The sequence below is a fragment of the Streptomyces hyaluromycini genome, assembly GCF_002217755.1.
Classification (GTDB): Bacteria; Actinomycetota; Actinomycetes; order Streptomycetales; family Streptomycetaceae; genus Streptomyces; species Streptomyces hyaluromycini.
In genome coordinates this window covers 151006-166579 of the sequence record NZ_BCFL01000031.1, presented here as the reverse complement: position 1 = coordinate 166579, position 15574 = coordinate 151006, and the positions used below count along the sequence as shown (strand labels likewise).

The window sequence follows — 15574 nt, the reverse complement described above, 5'->3', positions numbered from 1 at the left end:
CCCGTCTCCCTGCCTTGGTGAACCTCCGTCCGGTCAGGTACGTAGAGACGCAGGGCAAAGACGCGCGACTCCCGCCGAACCAGATGTGTGGCCTGCTTGCCGGGCGTAATTCACACGGCGTGATGCGCAGGTCCCTTCGCCGATCCTCCCTTTGACCACCAAGGAGCCTTTAGCGTGTCGAAAAACGATGAGCCCGCCTCTCGGCCGTTGATGGAGGGACAACTCGGGATTTGGTACGCCCAGCAACTCGACCCCGAGAACACCATCTTCAATGCCGGTGAATATGTTGAATTCTGTGGCGAGCTGGACGTACCGCTCTTCGAGACCGCGCTCGGCCGCAGTGTGAGCGAGGTCCAGGCGGTCCACGCGCGGTTCGTCCTCGACGGCGGCTCCGTACGGCAGGTGTTCGACGGGCTGGTGGACTGGAGCCTGCATCGGATCGACGTGAGCGGCGAGCGGGATCCGCGAGCCGCGGCCGAGCACTGGATGTGGTCGGACATGAGGCGTCCGGTGGACCTGCTCAAGGGGCCACTCTTCACTCACGCGCTTTTCACCACCGCTCCCGGCCGGTTCCTCTGGTATTCGCGGTGCCATCACATCGCACTGGACGGATTCAGCAGTCCCCTGCTGCTTGCGCGCACCTCTGCCGTCTACAACGCGCTGCTGCGCGGGCAGTCCCCTGACGAGGGAACGCTGAAGCCGGTCGACGTGCTGATCAAAGCCGAGGCCGCGTACCGCGCTTCCGCCTCGTTCACGGCCGACCAGCGGTTCTGGTCGGAGACGTTCGCGGACCGGCCCCGGCCGGTGAGTCTGAGCGGCGGCTCCGCGGCGCGGAGCAAGCCGACATGGTTCCGCCGCCATCTGGAGGTGGTCTCCACCCGGCGGGCGGATCTTCTCCGGGAGGCGGCGAACCGGACCGACGCGAGTCTGGCAAGCCTGTTGATCTCCGCCACCGCGCTCTTTCTCCACCGGATGACGGGTGAGCAGGACATCGTTCTCGGTGTCCCGTCCCTGGGCCGCACGGGCGTGGTACAGCGCAGGATTCCCGCGATGATGGCCAATATTCTCCCGGTCCGCCTCATGGTCCAGCCGGAGATGACTCTCGCCGAGTTGGTGCGGCACACTTCGGGCGTGCTGCGTGAGGCACTGCGCCATCACCGGTACCGGTACGAGGACATCAACCGCGACCTCAGGCTGGTCAACTCCGGGACGCTCTTCGGCCCGTCGGTCAATGTCATGTCGTTCGACTTCGACGCGGACTTCGGCGGCACTCCCGTGGTCCCGTACAACCTCTCGAACGGGCCGGTCGACGACCTCACGATCTCGGTGTACGACCGGGCGGCGGACGGCAGCATGCAAGTCGCGTTCGACGCCAACCCCGAACTGTATGCCGAGGATGTCAACCGTGCCCATGCCCGCCGGTACCAGACGCTGCTCGACTCGATCGCGGCCCCGTCGGCTCCGGACACCCCGATCGGCCGCATCAGGCTCCTCGATCCGGCCGAGGAGCACCGCGTCCTGGTGGAGTGGAACGACACGGCGACGAGTACCCCACCCATGTGCCTGGCCGAGCTGTTCGAGCGGCAGGTGCGGGCCACCCCCGACGCCGTCGCCGTCACCCAGTACGGCGCCGGGCCCGATCCCGTCCAGGTCAGCTACGGGGAACTGAACCGGCGGGCCAACCGGTTGGCCCGGCATCTCCTGGCGCAGGGCGCCGGCGTCGAGAAGCCCGTCACCGTTCTCATGGGCCGGACCTGCGACCTCGTCGTCACGCTCCTGGCCGTCGCGAAATCGGGGGCAGCGTATGTGCCGCTCGATCCCGAGCATCCGCCGGCCCGGCTCGCCCACGTGATCAGAGACGCCGAATCGGCTCTGCTGATCACGGACCAGACCCTGCACCCAGAGCTCGTGGGGCAGCTCCAAGGGGTCAGGACACTGAGACCGGACGCCCCCGCGGAGGCAGCGGAGATCGCCGCACAGGCGGGCGGCGACCTGTCCGACAGCGACCGGGGGGCGGCCCTGCACCCGTCGCATCCGGCGTATCTGATCTACACCTCCGGATCCACGGGCAGGCCCAAGGGCGTGGTCGTCACGCACGAAGCCCTTGCCAACCTGCTCATGTGCAGCCGGAGCTTCCTGCCGCTCACCCCTGACGACCGCCTGCTGGCCGTGACCACGGTCGCCTTCGACATCTCGGCCCTCGAACTGTACGCACCGCTGATCGTCGGCGCACGAGTCGTGCTCGCCGACTCCGGCAGTGTGCGCGATCCGCATCAACTCGCCGGACTCGTCGACCGCTCCGGTGCATCGGTCATGCAGGCGACACCGTCGGCCTGGCAGGCGCTCGCCACGACTGCTCCCCAGGCGCCGCGGAAGCTGCGGAAGCTGCTTGTCGGAGGGGAGCCGCTCTCCGCGAACCTGGCCCGCCACCTGCATGAATCGGGTGCGGAAGTCACCAATGTCTACGGCCCGACGGAGACCACGATCTGGTCGACATGCGCTTCGCTGGACGAAGCACGCCTCGACTCGCCACCGATCGGGGTCCCGATAGGCAACACCTCCGTCCACGTCCTGGACAAGAACCTCCGACCGGTCCCCCCGGGCGTCAGGGGGGAGCTGTACATCGCCGGCGCCGGTCTGGCCCGCGGCTACCACGGTCAGCCGGTTCTCACCGCGGGCCGGTTCACCGCCAACCCCTACGGCCCTCCTGGCAGCCGGATGTACCGGACCGGCGACACCGCCCGGTGGAACCCCGATGGCACATTGCAGTACACCGGGCGTACGGACCATCAGGTCAAGCTGCGCGGATACCGGATCGAGCCGGCCGAGATCGAGCACGCCCTCTCGCAGCATCCTCGTGTCGCACAGGCCGTGGTGACAGTCCACGAGTCCGGCCCCGACGACCGGCGGCTGGCCGCCTACGTCACCCCACGCTCCGGGTGCGAGGTCGGCTCCGCCGAGCTCGCCGCGCATGTGTCCGCCCAGCTGCCCCCTTACATGGTGCCCGGCTCGATCACGGTGCTGGACCGCATCCCGCTGAGCCCGAACGGAAAGACCGACCGCAAGGCGCTGCCCGCACCACTGCCCTCCGCCGTCTCCGCCCGCCCGCCCCGCAACCCCCGTGAGGAACTGCTCTGCGGGCTGTACGCCGAGACACTCGCGCTGCCGCGAGTCGGCATCGACGACGACTTCTTCTCGCTCGGCGGTCACTCGCTGACGGCCATCCGTCTCGTCAACCGGGTGCGGAGCGTCCTGGGCGTCGACCTCACCCTTCGCACCCTGTTCGACAATCCCACACCCGCGACGCTGGCCCGGCACCTGGGCGAACCATCGGCATCCCGGCCCGAGCTGGGTGTCCGCCCACGACCGCGCCGTGTGCCCTTGTCGCCCGCTCAGCACAGACTCTGGTTCCTGGACGAGCTGGAGGGACCGAACGCCACGCACAACATCCCGATGGCAGTGCACCTCTCGGGTCCGCTGGACCGGGCCGCCCTGGGTCGGGCGTTGCTCGATGTGACAGACCGTCATGAGGCGCTGCGGACGGTCTTCCCCGCCACCGACGGTGAACCCGAGCAGGTCGTGTTGCCGACGGAGCACACAACTGCGCTGCGGGTCGCCGGACTTGAGTCGGACATGGCCACCGCGCTGGCCGTCGAGGCGGACCGGCCCTTCGACCTCGCCACCGAACCGCCCCTGCGCTGCACTCTGTTCACCGTGGCGGACGAGGAACACGTCCTGAGCCTGGTACTCCATCACATAGCAGGTGACGGCCTGTCACTGGGCGTCCTCGCACAGGAGTTGTCGACCGCGTACGAGGCACGTCGATCAGGTCGCGAACCGGCCTGGGCGGCGCTGCCGGTCCAGTACGCCGACTTCACCCTGTGGCAGCGGGAACTGCTGGGCTCGGCAGAGCACCAGGACAGTCTGCTTTCGCGTCAGTTGGCCTTCTGGCGGCGTGAGCTGGCCGACCTGCCGAATCGGCTGGAGCTGCCGACGGACCGGCCGCGTCCGGCCCGGCCCGGCCGCAGGGGGGCGACCGTGCCGGTGTCGATCGACGCCGCGTTGCACCAGCGGCTCGTACAGACCGCACTCCGGCACGACGTCAGCACCTTCATGGTGATCTACACGGCCCTGACGGTCCTGTTGAGCCGTATCAGCGGGCAGACGGACATCCCGGTCGGCTCGCCGATGGCGGGACGCGACGACGAGGCGCTGGCCCCTCTGATCGGGTTCTTCGCGAACACCCTCGTGCTGCGCACCGACACCGCCGGCAACCCCACTTTCGCAGACCTCCTGGCGCGGGTGCGCGAGACCTGCCTTTCGGCGTACGCCCACCAGGAGGTGCCGTTCGAGCGGCTCGTGGAGGAGCTCTCACCGGCCAGGTCCGCCTCGCATCATCCGCTCTTCCAGGTGATGCTCGCCGTCGACGGCGGGCGCCCGGAACTTCGCCTGCCCGGACTGACCGTGCGCCCTCTGCCGGGTACTCCCCGGCCGCCCAAGTTCGACCTGTCGATCAACCTGACCGAGCAGCGCGATGCCGACGGCACACCGATCGGCCTCACCGGACTGATCAACTTTGCGACCGACCTTTTCGACGAGTCGACGGTCGCCCGCTTCGCCGACATGCTGACCAGGATCCTCGACTCGGGCTCCGCCGCGCCGCGGACACCCGTCGATCGGCTCCGTCTTCTCGGCCCCGCCGAGGAACACCGGGTCCTGGCCGAGTGGAACGACACCTCCGCCGACACCACGCCCACGACGCCGGCGGACCTGTTCCGGCACCGGGTGCGTGAGCAGCCTTCGGCGACCGCGGTGGTCCACGAGCACGGCAGCCTCACCTACGCCGAACTGAACGCGCGAGCCAACGCCCTGGCACGGATGCTCGTCGCATCGGGGATCGGGCCGGAAGGGGTCGTCGCCCTGGCGGTGCCCCGGTCGGCCGAGATGATCGTCGCGCTCCTGGCCGTCGTCAAGAGCGGCGCGGCCTACCTGCCGGTCGACACCGCCTATCCCTCCGAACGCATCGCGTTCATGCTCGCCGACGCACAGCCGTCCGTCGTCCTCACCACCGGTGCGGTCGCGGACTCCCTGCCCTGCGCGGCCGGGACTCCCCGCATCGTGCTCGACGACGCCAGGACGCGCGCGGCGCTGGCCCGGCAGGACGAGACCGACCTCGCCGACGAGGAGCGGACCACACCGCTGGAGCCGGATCACCCCGCCTACGTCATCTACACCTCCGGTTCGACCGGCCGGCCCAAGGGGGTTCAGGTAACCCACGCCGCGGTCGGCGCGGTGGTGCGGTACCAGATCGAGCGTCTGGCCGTCGACCGGCACAGCAAGGTGCTGCAGTTCGCATCGCTGAGCTTCGACGCGGCCGGCGGGGAGATACACCGGGCACTGCTCGCCGGCGCGTGCCTCGTCGTGCCGTCGACCGCCCCGGCCCCCCATGAACTGGCCGGCATCGTCCGCGAGCAGGGCATCACGCACTGCTTCGTTCCCCCGGCCGTCCTCGCGGTGCTTCCCGACGATGCTCTGCACGGCGTGCGTACCCTGACCGTCGGCGGCGAGGCCGGCGCGACATCGCTCGCACGGCCGTGGTCGGCCGGTCGTCGCATGCTCAACGGCTACGGCCCCACCGAAACCACCATCGCCGCCACGTACCACCAGGTACATCCCGGCGATGCGGAGGCGCCGCGCCCCTCGCTGCCGATCGGCCGCCCCATCCACAACACCCGTACTTATGTTCTTGACTCGGGACTCAACCCTGTCCCGCCCGGTGTCGTGGGCGAGCTGTACCTGGCGGGCGTCGGTCTGGCCCGTGGCTACCTGCGCCGCCCGGGTCTCACGGCGGAGCGGTTCGTCGCCTGCCCCTACGGCACCGAGGGCGAACGTATGTACCGCACAGGGGACTTGGTGCGGTGGAACTCAGCGGGGCAGCTGGAGTTCGTCGGCCGGGCCGACAGTCAGGTGCAGGTCAGGGGCTACCGCATCGAACTCGGCGAAGTCGAGGCGGCACTGGCCCGGCACCCCGCCGTCAGCAGCGTGGCCGCCGCCGTGCACGAAGACCCCGCCGGCGACCCGCGGCTGGTCGCCTATGTCGTACCGGCCGCCGAAGGCCACCTCGACACCGCCTCGCTCAGGTCCTACGCGGCCGGGATCCTGCCGAGCCACATGCTGCCCGACAAGGTCGTGACCCTCGACGCGCTGCCGCTCACGCCGAACGGCAAGAGGGATCGCCGGTTGTTGCCACAGCCGGACTTCACGGCAGCCCCGATGCCCTTCCGCCCGCCCCGAACCGCGGACGAAGAGGTGCTGTGCGGGTTGTTCGCGGACGTACTCGGTCTCGAACAGGTCGGTATCGACGACTCGTTCTTCGAACTCGGCGGCCATTCACTGACCGCCACCCGGCTGGTGAGCCGCATCCGCGCGACGCTGGGGCGCGACCTGCCGCTGCGGGACCTCTTCGAAGCACCTACCGTGGCCGCCCTGGCCGGCAGGCTCGAAGCGGAGTTCTCCGGCAGCGCGCTGGAGGTCCTGCTGCCTCTCAACCTCCGTGGCGACGGGCCGCCCCTGTTCTGCTTCCATCCGGCCGGCGGACTGGCCTGGGTCTACGCACGCCTCATCCAGCACCTACCCGCGGACCAGCGGCTCTACGGCCTCCAGAGCCGCGGACTCACCCGGCTCCGGGACGTCCCGGCCACCGTCGAGGAGATCGCCGCAGACTACGTGAACGAGATCCGGTCGGTGCAGCCGCACGGCCCCTACCGGCTCCTCGGCTGGTCGTTCGGTGGTGTCCTCGCACACGCGACGGCGGCACTGCTGCAACAGGAGGGCCAGTCCGTCGACTTCCTGGTACTGATCGACGCGCACCCCACCGCCCGGCCCGACGAGGTCGACCCCGAGCCCGGCCACCTGCCGGATCTGGCAGGCGCGATCGGTGTGCAGCTGGATCTCGCAGAGGTCGATCACCACGATCCGCGGGAACTGCTCAATGCCCTCAAGGCATCCGACCACCCGCTGCGAGATCTCGACGAGTCGACGGTCCTCGCCATGTACCAGGACTACGAGACGGCCCGGACGTCACGGCACACCTATGTCCCTCCGCGATTCCGCGGAGATGTGCTCGCCTTCACCGCGGCATCCGACCGACGCGAATCCGCGGTCAGGACATGGGCCCCCTATGTACACGGGCATATCACCGAGCACCCGATCTCCTGCCACCATCACGAGATGATGCAGCCCGGCCCGCTCGGCGCGATGGCGACAGAAATCCGGGACATCCTCCGGGGAGAGAACTGAGTTCATGACCCACCCCATCGTCTTCCTCTGGGCCCACCCGCGGTCCCGGTCCACCGCATTCCTTCGTATGATGCTGGAACGCGGAGACTTCCTGGTACTCCACGAGCCCTTTTCCAGCATCACCGTGCAAGGGCACGCACACATGGCGGAGGAAAGCGCAACAAGCGCCACGGAACTCCTCGGCCTGCTGGAGGTCGCGGCCGAGAAAAACCCGGTCTTCGTCAAGGAAACCACGGAGTACCGATACGACATCCTCGACGATCCCCGGCTGCCGCACCTGGGTGAACACACGTTCATCATCCGGGACCCCGGGCCCACCCTGGCCTCCCACTACGCCATGAACCCACAGTTCACGTGCGGTGAAGTCGGCTACGAACACCAGGTCGAGATATTCGATCTGGTCAGGAGATCCACCGGCCGAACCCCGTTGGTGATGGAGGCGGAAAAGCTCGTCAAGGAACCCGAGCAGGTGATCCGACATTACTGCCTGGAAACCGGAATCCCGTTCGGGGAATCCGCCCTCACCTGGGAGCCCGGCGAACAGCAGGCCTGGAGCCGGACAAGCGAATGGCACCAGGCCGTCGCCCGGAGTACCGGATTCCACTCGTCGGAGAGCACCTATCCGGTAAGCATCGAAAACAACACGATGCTGGCGAGATACCATTCTCACCACATGCCCTTCTATGAATTCCTGCGGTCTCACGCATTCACCGACGAACCCGATGCGAAGCCCACCTGGGGCTACCGGTAGTGCGTCGCTGACGGCTGAGTGTGCAGGCCGGTTCCGTTGTCCGGCCTGCCCGCTCCTCGGCCTCCGCCTGTCTGACGGCACCTTGGTAGGGTGCGACGATGCAGGCGTCAGAGGTCCCGCGTGCGGTGGCCGCCGCCATGTCGACCGCCTCGTCACTCGGTCTGGCGGTCGACGACGCGGTCGTTCTTCATGACTCGAACAAGCTCACTCTGCGTCTGCTGCCTTGTGACGTCCTGGCCCGGGTGGCACCTGTAGCGCATCAGGTCGCACAGTTCGAAATCGACCTTGCCCAGGAACTCGCCGGATCCGGATGCCCCGTGGCCGCTCTGGAACCCCGGGTGGAACCACGCGTCTACGAGCGTGACGGCTTCGCGGTCACGCTGTGGACCTACTACGCACCGGTGACGCCACGTCGAGAGGTCCCACCGGCCGACTACGCCCGTGCGCTCGACCGACTGCACGCCGGCATGCGCGAACTCGACGTTCCGACGCCGCACTTCACGGATCGGGTCGAGCAGGCCCAGAGACTCGTGGCGGACCGCGACCGCACTCCGGAGCTCGCCGACGCGGACCGGGAGCTGCTCGGTGACACCTTGCGAAGCCTGGGGCGAGCGATCGGCCGGCGCGGCGGGGCCGAGCAGCTGCTGCACGGCGAGCCGCACCCGGGCAACGTGCTCAGCACCGCGAACGGACTGCTGTTCATCGACCTCGAGACGTGCTGCCGTGGGCCCGTCGAGTTCGACCTCGCCCATGCGCCCGAAGAAGTCGGCGAACACTATCCGGGTGCCGATCAGGCCCGGCTGCACGAGTGCCGGATCCTCGTACTGGCGATGATCACCGCGTGGCGCTGGGATCGAGGCGACCAGCTCCCCAACGGGCGCCGGCTTGCCGCAGAGTGGCTCGGCCAGATCCGAGCAGCGCTGTAACAGACCGGCCGGTCAGGGGTGTTCGGGAAATCGAGCGCAACCCTTCGCCGGGCTGGCGTGTCTGAGCCAACTGTCAACCGTCAACGCCGACCGGGTTCGGTCGGCCCATGGAACTCATGCGCCGGGACGGCGTCCTGTCGTCGCTCCCGGCGCGTCTCCCACGGAGAACGCATGCGTATACGCACCACCGCGGCCGTCGCCGTCGCCTGCGGCGCCGCCGCACTGACCTGTGCCGCCGTTCCGGTCGCCACGGCAGCCGATGCCCCGGCTTCCGTACGGCCCTGGCAGCTCACCACCGGCTCGTCGGCCGGCGGCGGGCAGAGCGCCCTCACGGCCGTGACGGCGAAGGCCAAGCAGCCCTACGCGCTGGCCGTCACCTTCTCCAAGGTGAAGGTCGCCGGCGGCAGGTCCGCCGTGTCCGTGGGCACGGACGCCATCGTGCACCTGTCCTACAGCTTCGCGCTCACCGCGACCGACGTGGACGTCTCCGCCTCGGACTTCTACGTCGGTCTCGACCTGTACCGGGGCTCCGTCACCAAGCCGGCGAACGACCTCTACGGCGACCAGCCGGCCACCTGCAGCGTGACCTCCTCCGAGTCCTCGTCCGAGAAGGTCGTCACCGGCATGACGTGCACGGGGAAGGTGGACATCTACCCCCGCTCGGACCTGCACAACGCCGATGCCGGAGCCAAGTGGCACGGCGTGGCCTGGGCGATCGCCTACAACGGCCAGAACCAGCAGGACCCGGCCGACGTCAGCAAGATCGGCACCGCCGAGCTGACGGGGCAGTCCTCCCCCACGGTCCGCCGCCTGTCCAAGCTCACCACCGACGCCACGCCCGAGCCGGTCGGCAAGGGCAGAACACTCACCGCCACCGGCGCTCTCACCCGTGCCGACTGGGACACCCACAAGTACGCCGGCTACACCGGGCAGAACGTCAGGCTGCAGTTCCGCAAGAAGGGGACCAGCACCTACACGACCCTCAAGACCGTCACCACGGACAGCCACGGCAAGCTCAAGGCGACCTGCAAGGCGAGTGCCGACGGCTACTGGCGCTACTCCTTCGCCGGCACGGCCACCACCCCGGCCGTCTCCGCCGCGGGCGACTTCGTCGACGTCAAGTAGCCCGCCGTAACCGCCGTTTCCGGGGCCGGTGTCCGTGCCGGCTCCGGAGCCGCCTGCCGCGCGGTCCCCTGAGTACGGCTACTCATGCCGCCCCGCGCCGTGCCAGGGACGATGGGCTGTGTCGGCGTGCGGGCAGGAGACGGGGGAGACGGGGCGTGGGCAGATTTCTCGGAGCGGTGGCGGCCGTCGTGGCGGCGGCCGCGGCGTTGGTCCTGGCGTATGTGGCGGGGGCGCCGCCCACGGTGGTGTTCGCCGTGGGGGCGGGAGTGCTGAGCCTGCTGTGGCTGCTGCTCCTGCTCACCCTGCCCTGGAACCTGTACTTCCGGGCGCATGCGGTGCTCGCCGAGATCGCGGTCAGCCGGGAGAAGGGCATCCAGGTCCCGGCGGCCCGGGACACCGAGGCCTCGCGCATCGCCCGCGCGATGCTCCGGGCGGCGGTCGCGGGGCACGTCCTGACGGCGGTGGTGGTCGTCGCGGTCACCTGGGCGACGGACGGGTTCACGGGGTACTGGTTCGCCGCGTTCTTCCTGCTGAGCACCTTCTTCCGGCCGGCCGGCGCGTACTTCGGCCAGCTCCGCAGGCGCCTGGGCACCCTCCTCAAGGACGTCACGTATCCCCGGGACGACGTCGTCGAGCTGCAGGCCCGGCTGAACCGCGCCGAGGCCGGGACACGGGTCCTGGAGGAGAAGGCGGAGGAACAGTACCGGGCCCTCGCCGAACTGCGCCGCACCGTCGACGCGTTGGCCATGAGCTCGTACGAGCGGGCCGAGGAGGCGGACCGCAGGATCGCGGCGCTGGGCAGGCAGTTCGAGTCCACGGTCAACCGCCTCACCGACAACCAGGAGATCATCGCGGGAGTCAAGGCGTTCCTGCGGCTGCTGCACACCACCGACGCACCGGACGGCACCCCGGCCTCCGGGTGACCGGCCGCCGTTCCCTCATGCACTGTCTAGGGTTGGGGCATGGACGCCAGTACAACACCCCCCGCCCCGGCCGCCGTTGGCCCTGAGGAGCTGCTCTCCGACCCGTACGCCGGGTACGCCCGGCTGCGGGAGGCCGGGCCCGTGCACCGGGTCGCCGGAACCGACGGGCTGCCGGCCTGGCTGGTGACGCGGTACGAGGACGTGCGGCAGGCCCTGGCCGATCCGCGGCTCTCCCTCGACAAGGCCAACGCCAAGCCCGGCGGCTACCGCGGGCTCGCGCTGCCGCCCGCGCTCGACGCCAACCTGCTGAACATGGACCCGCCGGACCACACCCGCGTCCGGCGCCTGGTGTCCCGGGCGTTCACGCCCCGCCGTGTCGCCCTGCTGCGCGAACCGGTGCGGCGGACCGCCGACGCGCTGCTCGACGCCATGGCGCCCCTCGGCCGTACCGATCTGATCGCCGCCTACGCGGCACCGCTGCCGATCGCCGTGATCTGCGAACTGCTCGGCGTGGCCGAGGAGGACCGGCCGGACTTCCGGTCCTGGACCGACGCTCTCGTCGTCCCGGACCCCGCACGGCCCGAGCGGGTGAAGGCGGCCGTCGGGGCGCTGCTGGCCTTCTTCGCGCGGCTGCTCGCCCGCAAGCGTGCCGAGCCCGCCGACGACCTGCTCTCCGCGATGATCGCGGTACGGGACGAGGAGGACCGGCTCAGCGAGGACGAGTTGATGTCGCTGGCCTTCCTCATCCTGTTCGCCGGGTACGAGAACACCGTCCATCTGATCGGCAACGCCACTCTGGCGCTGCTCCGGAACCCGGCCCAGCTGGCCGCGCTGCGCGCGGAGCCGGACCGGCTCGGCCCGGCCGTGGAGGAACTGGCCCGCTACGACGGACCCGCGCCGCTCGCCATCCGCCGATTCCCGACCGAGGACGTCATCATCGGCGGGGTCACCGTCCCGGCGGGCGAGACGGTGCTGCTGTCCCTGGCGGCGGCCCACCGCGACCCGCGCCGCTTCCCCGAGCCCGACCGGCTCGACCTCGGCCGCGATGCCACCGGACACCTGGCCCTCGGCCACGGCATCCACTACTGCCTCGGCGCACCGCTGGCCCGGCTGGAGACCGAGATCGCCCTCGGCGCGCTCGTCGAACGCTTCCCCCGCCTCGAACTCGACGTGCCGGCGGACCGGTTGGAGTGGCGTCCGTCGATGCGCACCCGCGGGCTGCTCGCCCTGCCCGTGCGCTACTGAGGGGCCCGGACGGCGGGCACGCCGCGGCCCCCCGGGTGCTGCCGCGCGGGCGTCTCCGAGGGGCTGCGCTTCGGCGTGGCCTGCCGTCAGGTGCTGCTGCGCCGGCGGGCCGGTGCGCGGGAGGCGGGCTTGGGCTCCCGGGGCAGCGGCTTCGGCGGTGCGGTGTCCCTGGTGTCGGGCACCTGGGCCTCGTCCCCGGTGTCCGGCACCCGGTCGCCGTCCTCGGCGGCGAGCACCTGGTCGCCGTACAGGTCCTGCAGCCAGTTGGTCTGGTAGATGGTGTCGAGGTAGCGCTCGCCGAGGTCGGGCGCGACGGCCACCGCGGTGAGGTCACCGGCGTCGTGCCGGGACAGCCAGTCCGTCGCGCCGCTGACCACGGTCCCGGTGGAGCCGCCGAACAGGAAGCCGTGCCGGGCCATGCGGTGACACATCCGGATGGTGTCCGGCTCCTCCACCCGGATCACCTCGTCGACGAAGGACTCGTCGAGCAGCGGCGGGCGCATGCTCATGCCGAGGCCCGGGATCATCCGGCGGCCCGGTTCGCCGCCGAACGCCACCGAGCCCGCCGCGTCCACGGCGACGATCCGCACCGGCCGGTGCCACTCGCGGAAGTAGCGGGCGCAGCCCATGAGCGTTCCGGTGGTGCCCGCCCCGACGAACAGGACGTCCAGTTCGGGGAACCGGCGGGCGATCTCCGGGGCGGTGGTGCGGTAGTGCGCCGTCCAGTTGCCCGCGTTGGTGTACTGGCTGAGCCACACGTACCGGTCGTCCGACGCGCACAGCGAGCGGACGTACTCGATCCGGGTGCCCAGGAAGCCGCCGTTGGAGTCCTGGTCGGCCACGATGTGCACCTCGCTGCCGAGCGCCTCCATCAGGAGTCTGGTCGACAGGTTGCAACGGGAGTCCGTCACACACAGGAACCGGTAACCCTTGCTCGCGGCGATCATGCTGAGTGCGACGCCGAGGTTGCCGGAGGAGGACTCGACGAGGACGGAGTCCGCTTTCAGGATTCCGTCCCGTTCGGCGTTCTCCACCATCTCGTTGGCGGCCTTCAGCTTGATGGATCCGGCGAAGTTGAAGGCCTCGCACTTCAGATAGAGCGGGTGTCCGCAGATCGACTCCAGGTCGACGTAGAGGTCGCCCTCGTTGAAGGCGTAGGGAGCGGAGATGACAGGCACGGCGGGCCTCCTGGTGCCGGGCCGAGGACGACGGCCTCAGCCGTACCGGCGCAGTTCGTGGAAGAAGTCATCGATGAGACAGAGGTCCCCGGCCCGGGACACCTCGTCGTAGACGTACTTGCCGACGGCGAGGTCGAGGACGCCGAGTCCGAAGGGCGAGAAGATCACCGGGCGGTCGGGCGGTGGTGCGGCCCGGCCCGACATGACGTCGCCGAGGGTTCCGTTGAGGAAGTCGCGGCCGCCGGTGAGCTGTTCGACCAGATGGGGTGACGTGTCGGCCTTGAGGCAGTGGTCGACGTCGTCGACGAAGTTGGCCGCACCCAGCAGGACCTCGGGGGCGAGGTCGCGCAGGGACACGTGCAGGACCAACGGGTTGTGGGTGAACCAGGCCGGGTCCGTGACATGGGGCCGGCCGGCGATGGTGGCGAAGACCACGAGGTCGCTGTCGCGGACCAGGTCCTCGGCGCGGTCGTGGACGGTGATCCGCGCGCCGGTGCCGGTCTGCTCCAGATAGCCGCGGAAGCCGCCGGAGCTGTCGGCGGACAGGTCGTGCACGCCGATCTCGTCGAAGTCCCAGCCGGTGCCGGCCAGGAACGTGTGGATGTAGCGGGCGATCAGGCCCGTGCCGAAGAAGCCGACCCGGGTGGGGCGGGTGCGGTTGCGGCTGAGCCAGTCGGCGGCCAGTGCCGCGGAGGCCGCGGTCCTGGTGGCGCTGATGATGGAGCTCTCCAGGCAGGCGAACGGGTAGCCGGTGTCGTGGTCGTTGAGGACGAGCACCGCGGAGGCCCGCGGCAGCCCGGCACTCACGTTCTCCGGAAAACTGGAGACCCACTTCAGGCCGTCCACCTGGACCGTCCCGCCGAGGGAGGCCGGCAACGCGATGATCCGCGAGGTCGGCCGGTCCTCGAAGCGCAGGAAGTACGACGGCGGGTTGACCGAGTCCCCGGCGTCGTGCATGCGGTAGACGGCCTCGACCAGCTCCACGAGGTCCTTCTCGCGGCCGCTCAGCGCTCGTTGCACCTGCGCGCCGGTGATCACCGCGAAGGTCGGCACGGATCCCCGCTCGGGCCTGGCCGCCCGGGCGGCCGACGACAGTACATCGGTCATCGCTCGCTCGCCTCCAGTGCCGGGCAGTCCTCGGCCGGCCGGACGGGTTCGCCCATGCCGACCAGCACCTGCCGTTCGCCGGTGAACACCTCTCTGCTGTGCGCGGTGCGGATGTTGTCCACCAGCAGCAGGTCACCGCGGTGCCAGGGTTCGCGCCGGGTGTGTGCCTCGTAGGTGCTGTTGATCAGCTGGACGACGTCCTCGCCGATCGGACTGCCGTCGCCGTGGCGGGTGTTGAAGGGCAGTCCGTCCGCGCCGTAGACGTCCACCAGGTACTCGCGCACCTCGGGTGCGAGGGTCCACTCGTTGAGGAAGGCGATCTGGTTGAACCAGCAGCGCCGGCCGGTGAGCGGGTGCCGGACGACGGCGTTGCGGCGCTGTTCGGTGCGCAGGGAGCCGTCGGGCTGCCAGGTGAAGTCGATGGCGTTGGCCCGGCAGTAGCGCTCGATCCCGGCGCGGTCGGCGGTGCCGAAGGACTCGGTGAGGCTCGCGCCGATCTCGTCGTTGTAGGTGCGGGTCAGGATCCAGCCCTCCCGCTCGAACCGTTCGGTGAGCCCGCCGGGCAGTGCTCGGAGCACCTCTTCGGCGTCGGCCACCGCGGTCGCCCCGCCCTGCTCGGACGCGGTGAGGCAGGCGAACAGCATCAGGCCGGGTACCTGGAGCCGGTAACTCAGCTCGTGGTGCATGCACATGGGCTGGTTGGCCGGCCAGGGCGTGGACGCGTACACGCCGGGGCGGTGGGTCTCGCGGGGGGCGAAGGCCTCCTGCTCCGTGATGAGTTCCCCGGCCAGGTGCCTGAAGACGGCGCCGGTCTGGTCGGGGTCGCGCAGTCCGAGGCCGCGGACGACCAGTGCGCCGTGCTCGGTGACCTGCGCGCGCAGCGCCTCGCGGTGCTCGGCCGCCCACTTCGGTGGGTCGTCGGGGGGATCGACGCGCAACAGTGCCGGCTTGTCCGGCCGCAGCTCCACGTCGAGCGGTGATGCCAGGGATGAGGACGGCATCTCGGGTTCCTTTCGGTCG

At 69.9% G+C, this 15574-nt stretch carries 9 protein-coding genes; 6 read left to right on the top strand and 3 right to left on the bottom strand.

The window, feature by feature from the left end; genetic code table 11:
* The first annotated feature begins 174 nt into the window (after positions 1-174).
* The 6 genes from SSP29_RS42260 to SSP29_RS42235 all read left to right on the top strand — a co-directional run bounded on the left by SSP29_RS42260 (position 175) and on the right by SSP29_RS42235 (position 12269).
* A complete protein-coding gene (locus SSP29_RS42260; RefSeq protein ID WP_145969017.1) occupies positions 175-7299 on the top strand; it encodes a non-ribosomal peptide synthetase in 7125 nt (2374 codons plus the stop codon).
* Between the two features lie 4 nt (positions 7300-7303).
* The gene (locus SSP29_RS42255; protein WP_089106261.1) at positions 7304-8050 is read left to right on the top strand and encodes a sulfotransferase-like domain-containing protein; all 747 of its coding nucleotides are present in this window, start codon (positions 7304-7306) and stop codon (positions 8048-8050) included.
* Positions 8051-8148: 98 nt separating this feature from the next.
* Entirely contained in the window at positions 8149-8976 is an 828-nt protein-coding gene (locus tag SSP29_RS42250) for a phosphotransferase enzyme family protein (protein ID WP_089106260.1), read from the top strand.
* A 171-nt stretch (positions 8977-9147) separates the two neighbouring features.
* Positions 9148-10101: a hypothetical protein gene (locus SSP29_RS42245; RefSeq protein ID WP_089106259.1), complete on the top strand. Its 954-nt coding sequence runs from the start codon at positions 9148-9150 to the stop codon at positions 10099-10101.
* Between the two features lie 155 nt (positions 10102-10256).
* Complete coding sequence (locus SSP29_RS42240; RefSeq protein ID WP_089106258.1) at positions 10257-11024, top strand: hypothetical protein; 768 nt, start codon at positions 10257-10259, stop codon at positions 11022-11024.
* 39 nt (positions 11025-11063) lie between these two features.
* Complete coding sequence (locus tag SSP29_RS42235; protein ID WP_089106257.1) at positions 11064-12269, top strand: cytochrome P450 family protein; 1206 nt, start codon at positions 11064-11066, stop codon at positions 12267-12269.
* Between the two features lie 86 nt (positions 12270-12355).
* Here SSP29_RS42235 and sbnA read toward each other — a convergent pair whose 3' ends face one another.
* From sbnA to SSP29_RS42220, 3 genes are read right to left on the bottom strand one after another with little or no spacing between them, the layout of a single operon-like run.
* Positions 12356-13447: a 2,3-diaminopropionate biosynthesis protein SbnA gene (gene sbnA, locus SSP29_RS42230; protein ID WP_089106256.1), complete on the bottom strand. Its 1092-nt coding sequence runs from the start codon at positions 13445-13447 to the stop codon at positions 12356-12358.
* 36 nt (positions 13448-13483) lie between these two features.
* On the bottom strand, positions 13484-14554 hold the full coding sequence (gene sbnB, locus SSP29_RS42225; protein WP_089106255.1) for a 2,3-diaminopropionate biosynthesis protein SbnB: 1071 nt from the start codon (positions 14552-14554) through the stop codon (positions 13484-13486).
* Positions 14551-15555, bottom strand: coding sequence for a TauD/TfdA family dioxygenase (locus SSP29_RS42220; protein ID WP_089106254.1), 1005 nt, complete (start codon positions 15553-15555; stop codon positions 14551-14553). Before SSP29_RS42220 ends, sbnB begins: the two co-directional genes overlap by 4 nt.
* Positions 15556-15574: the final 19 nt, after the last annotated feature.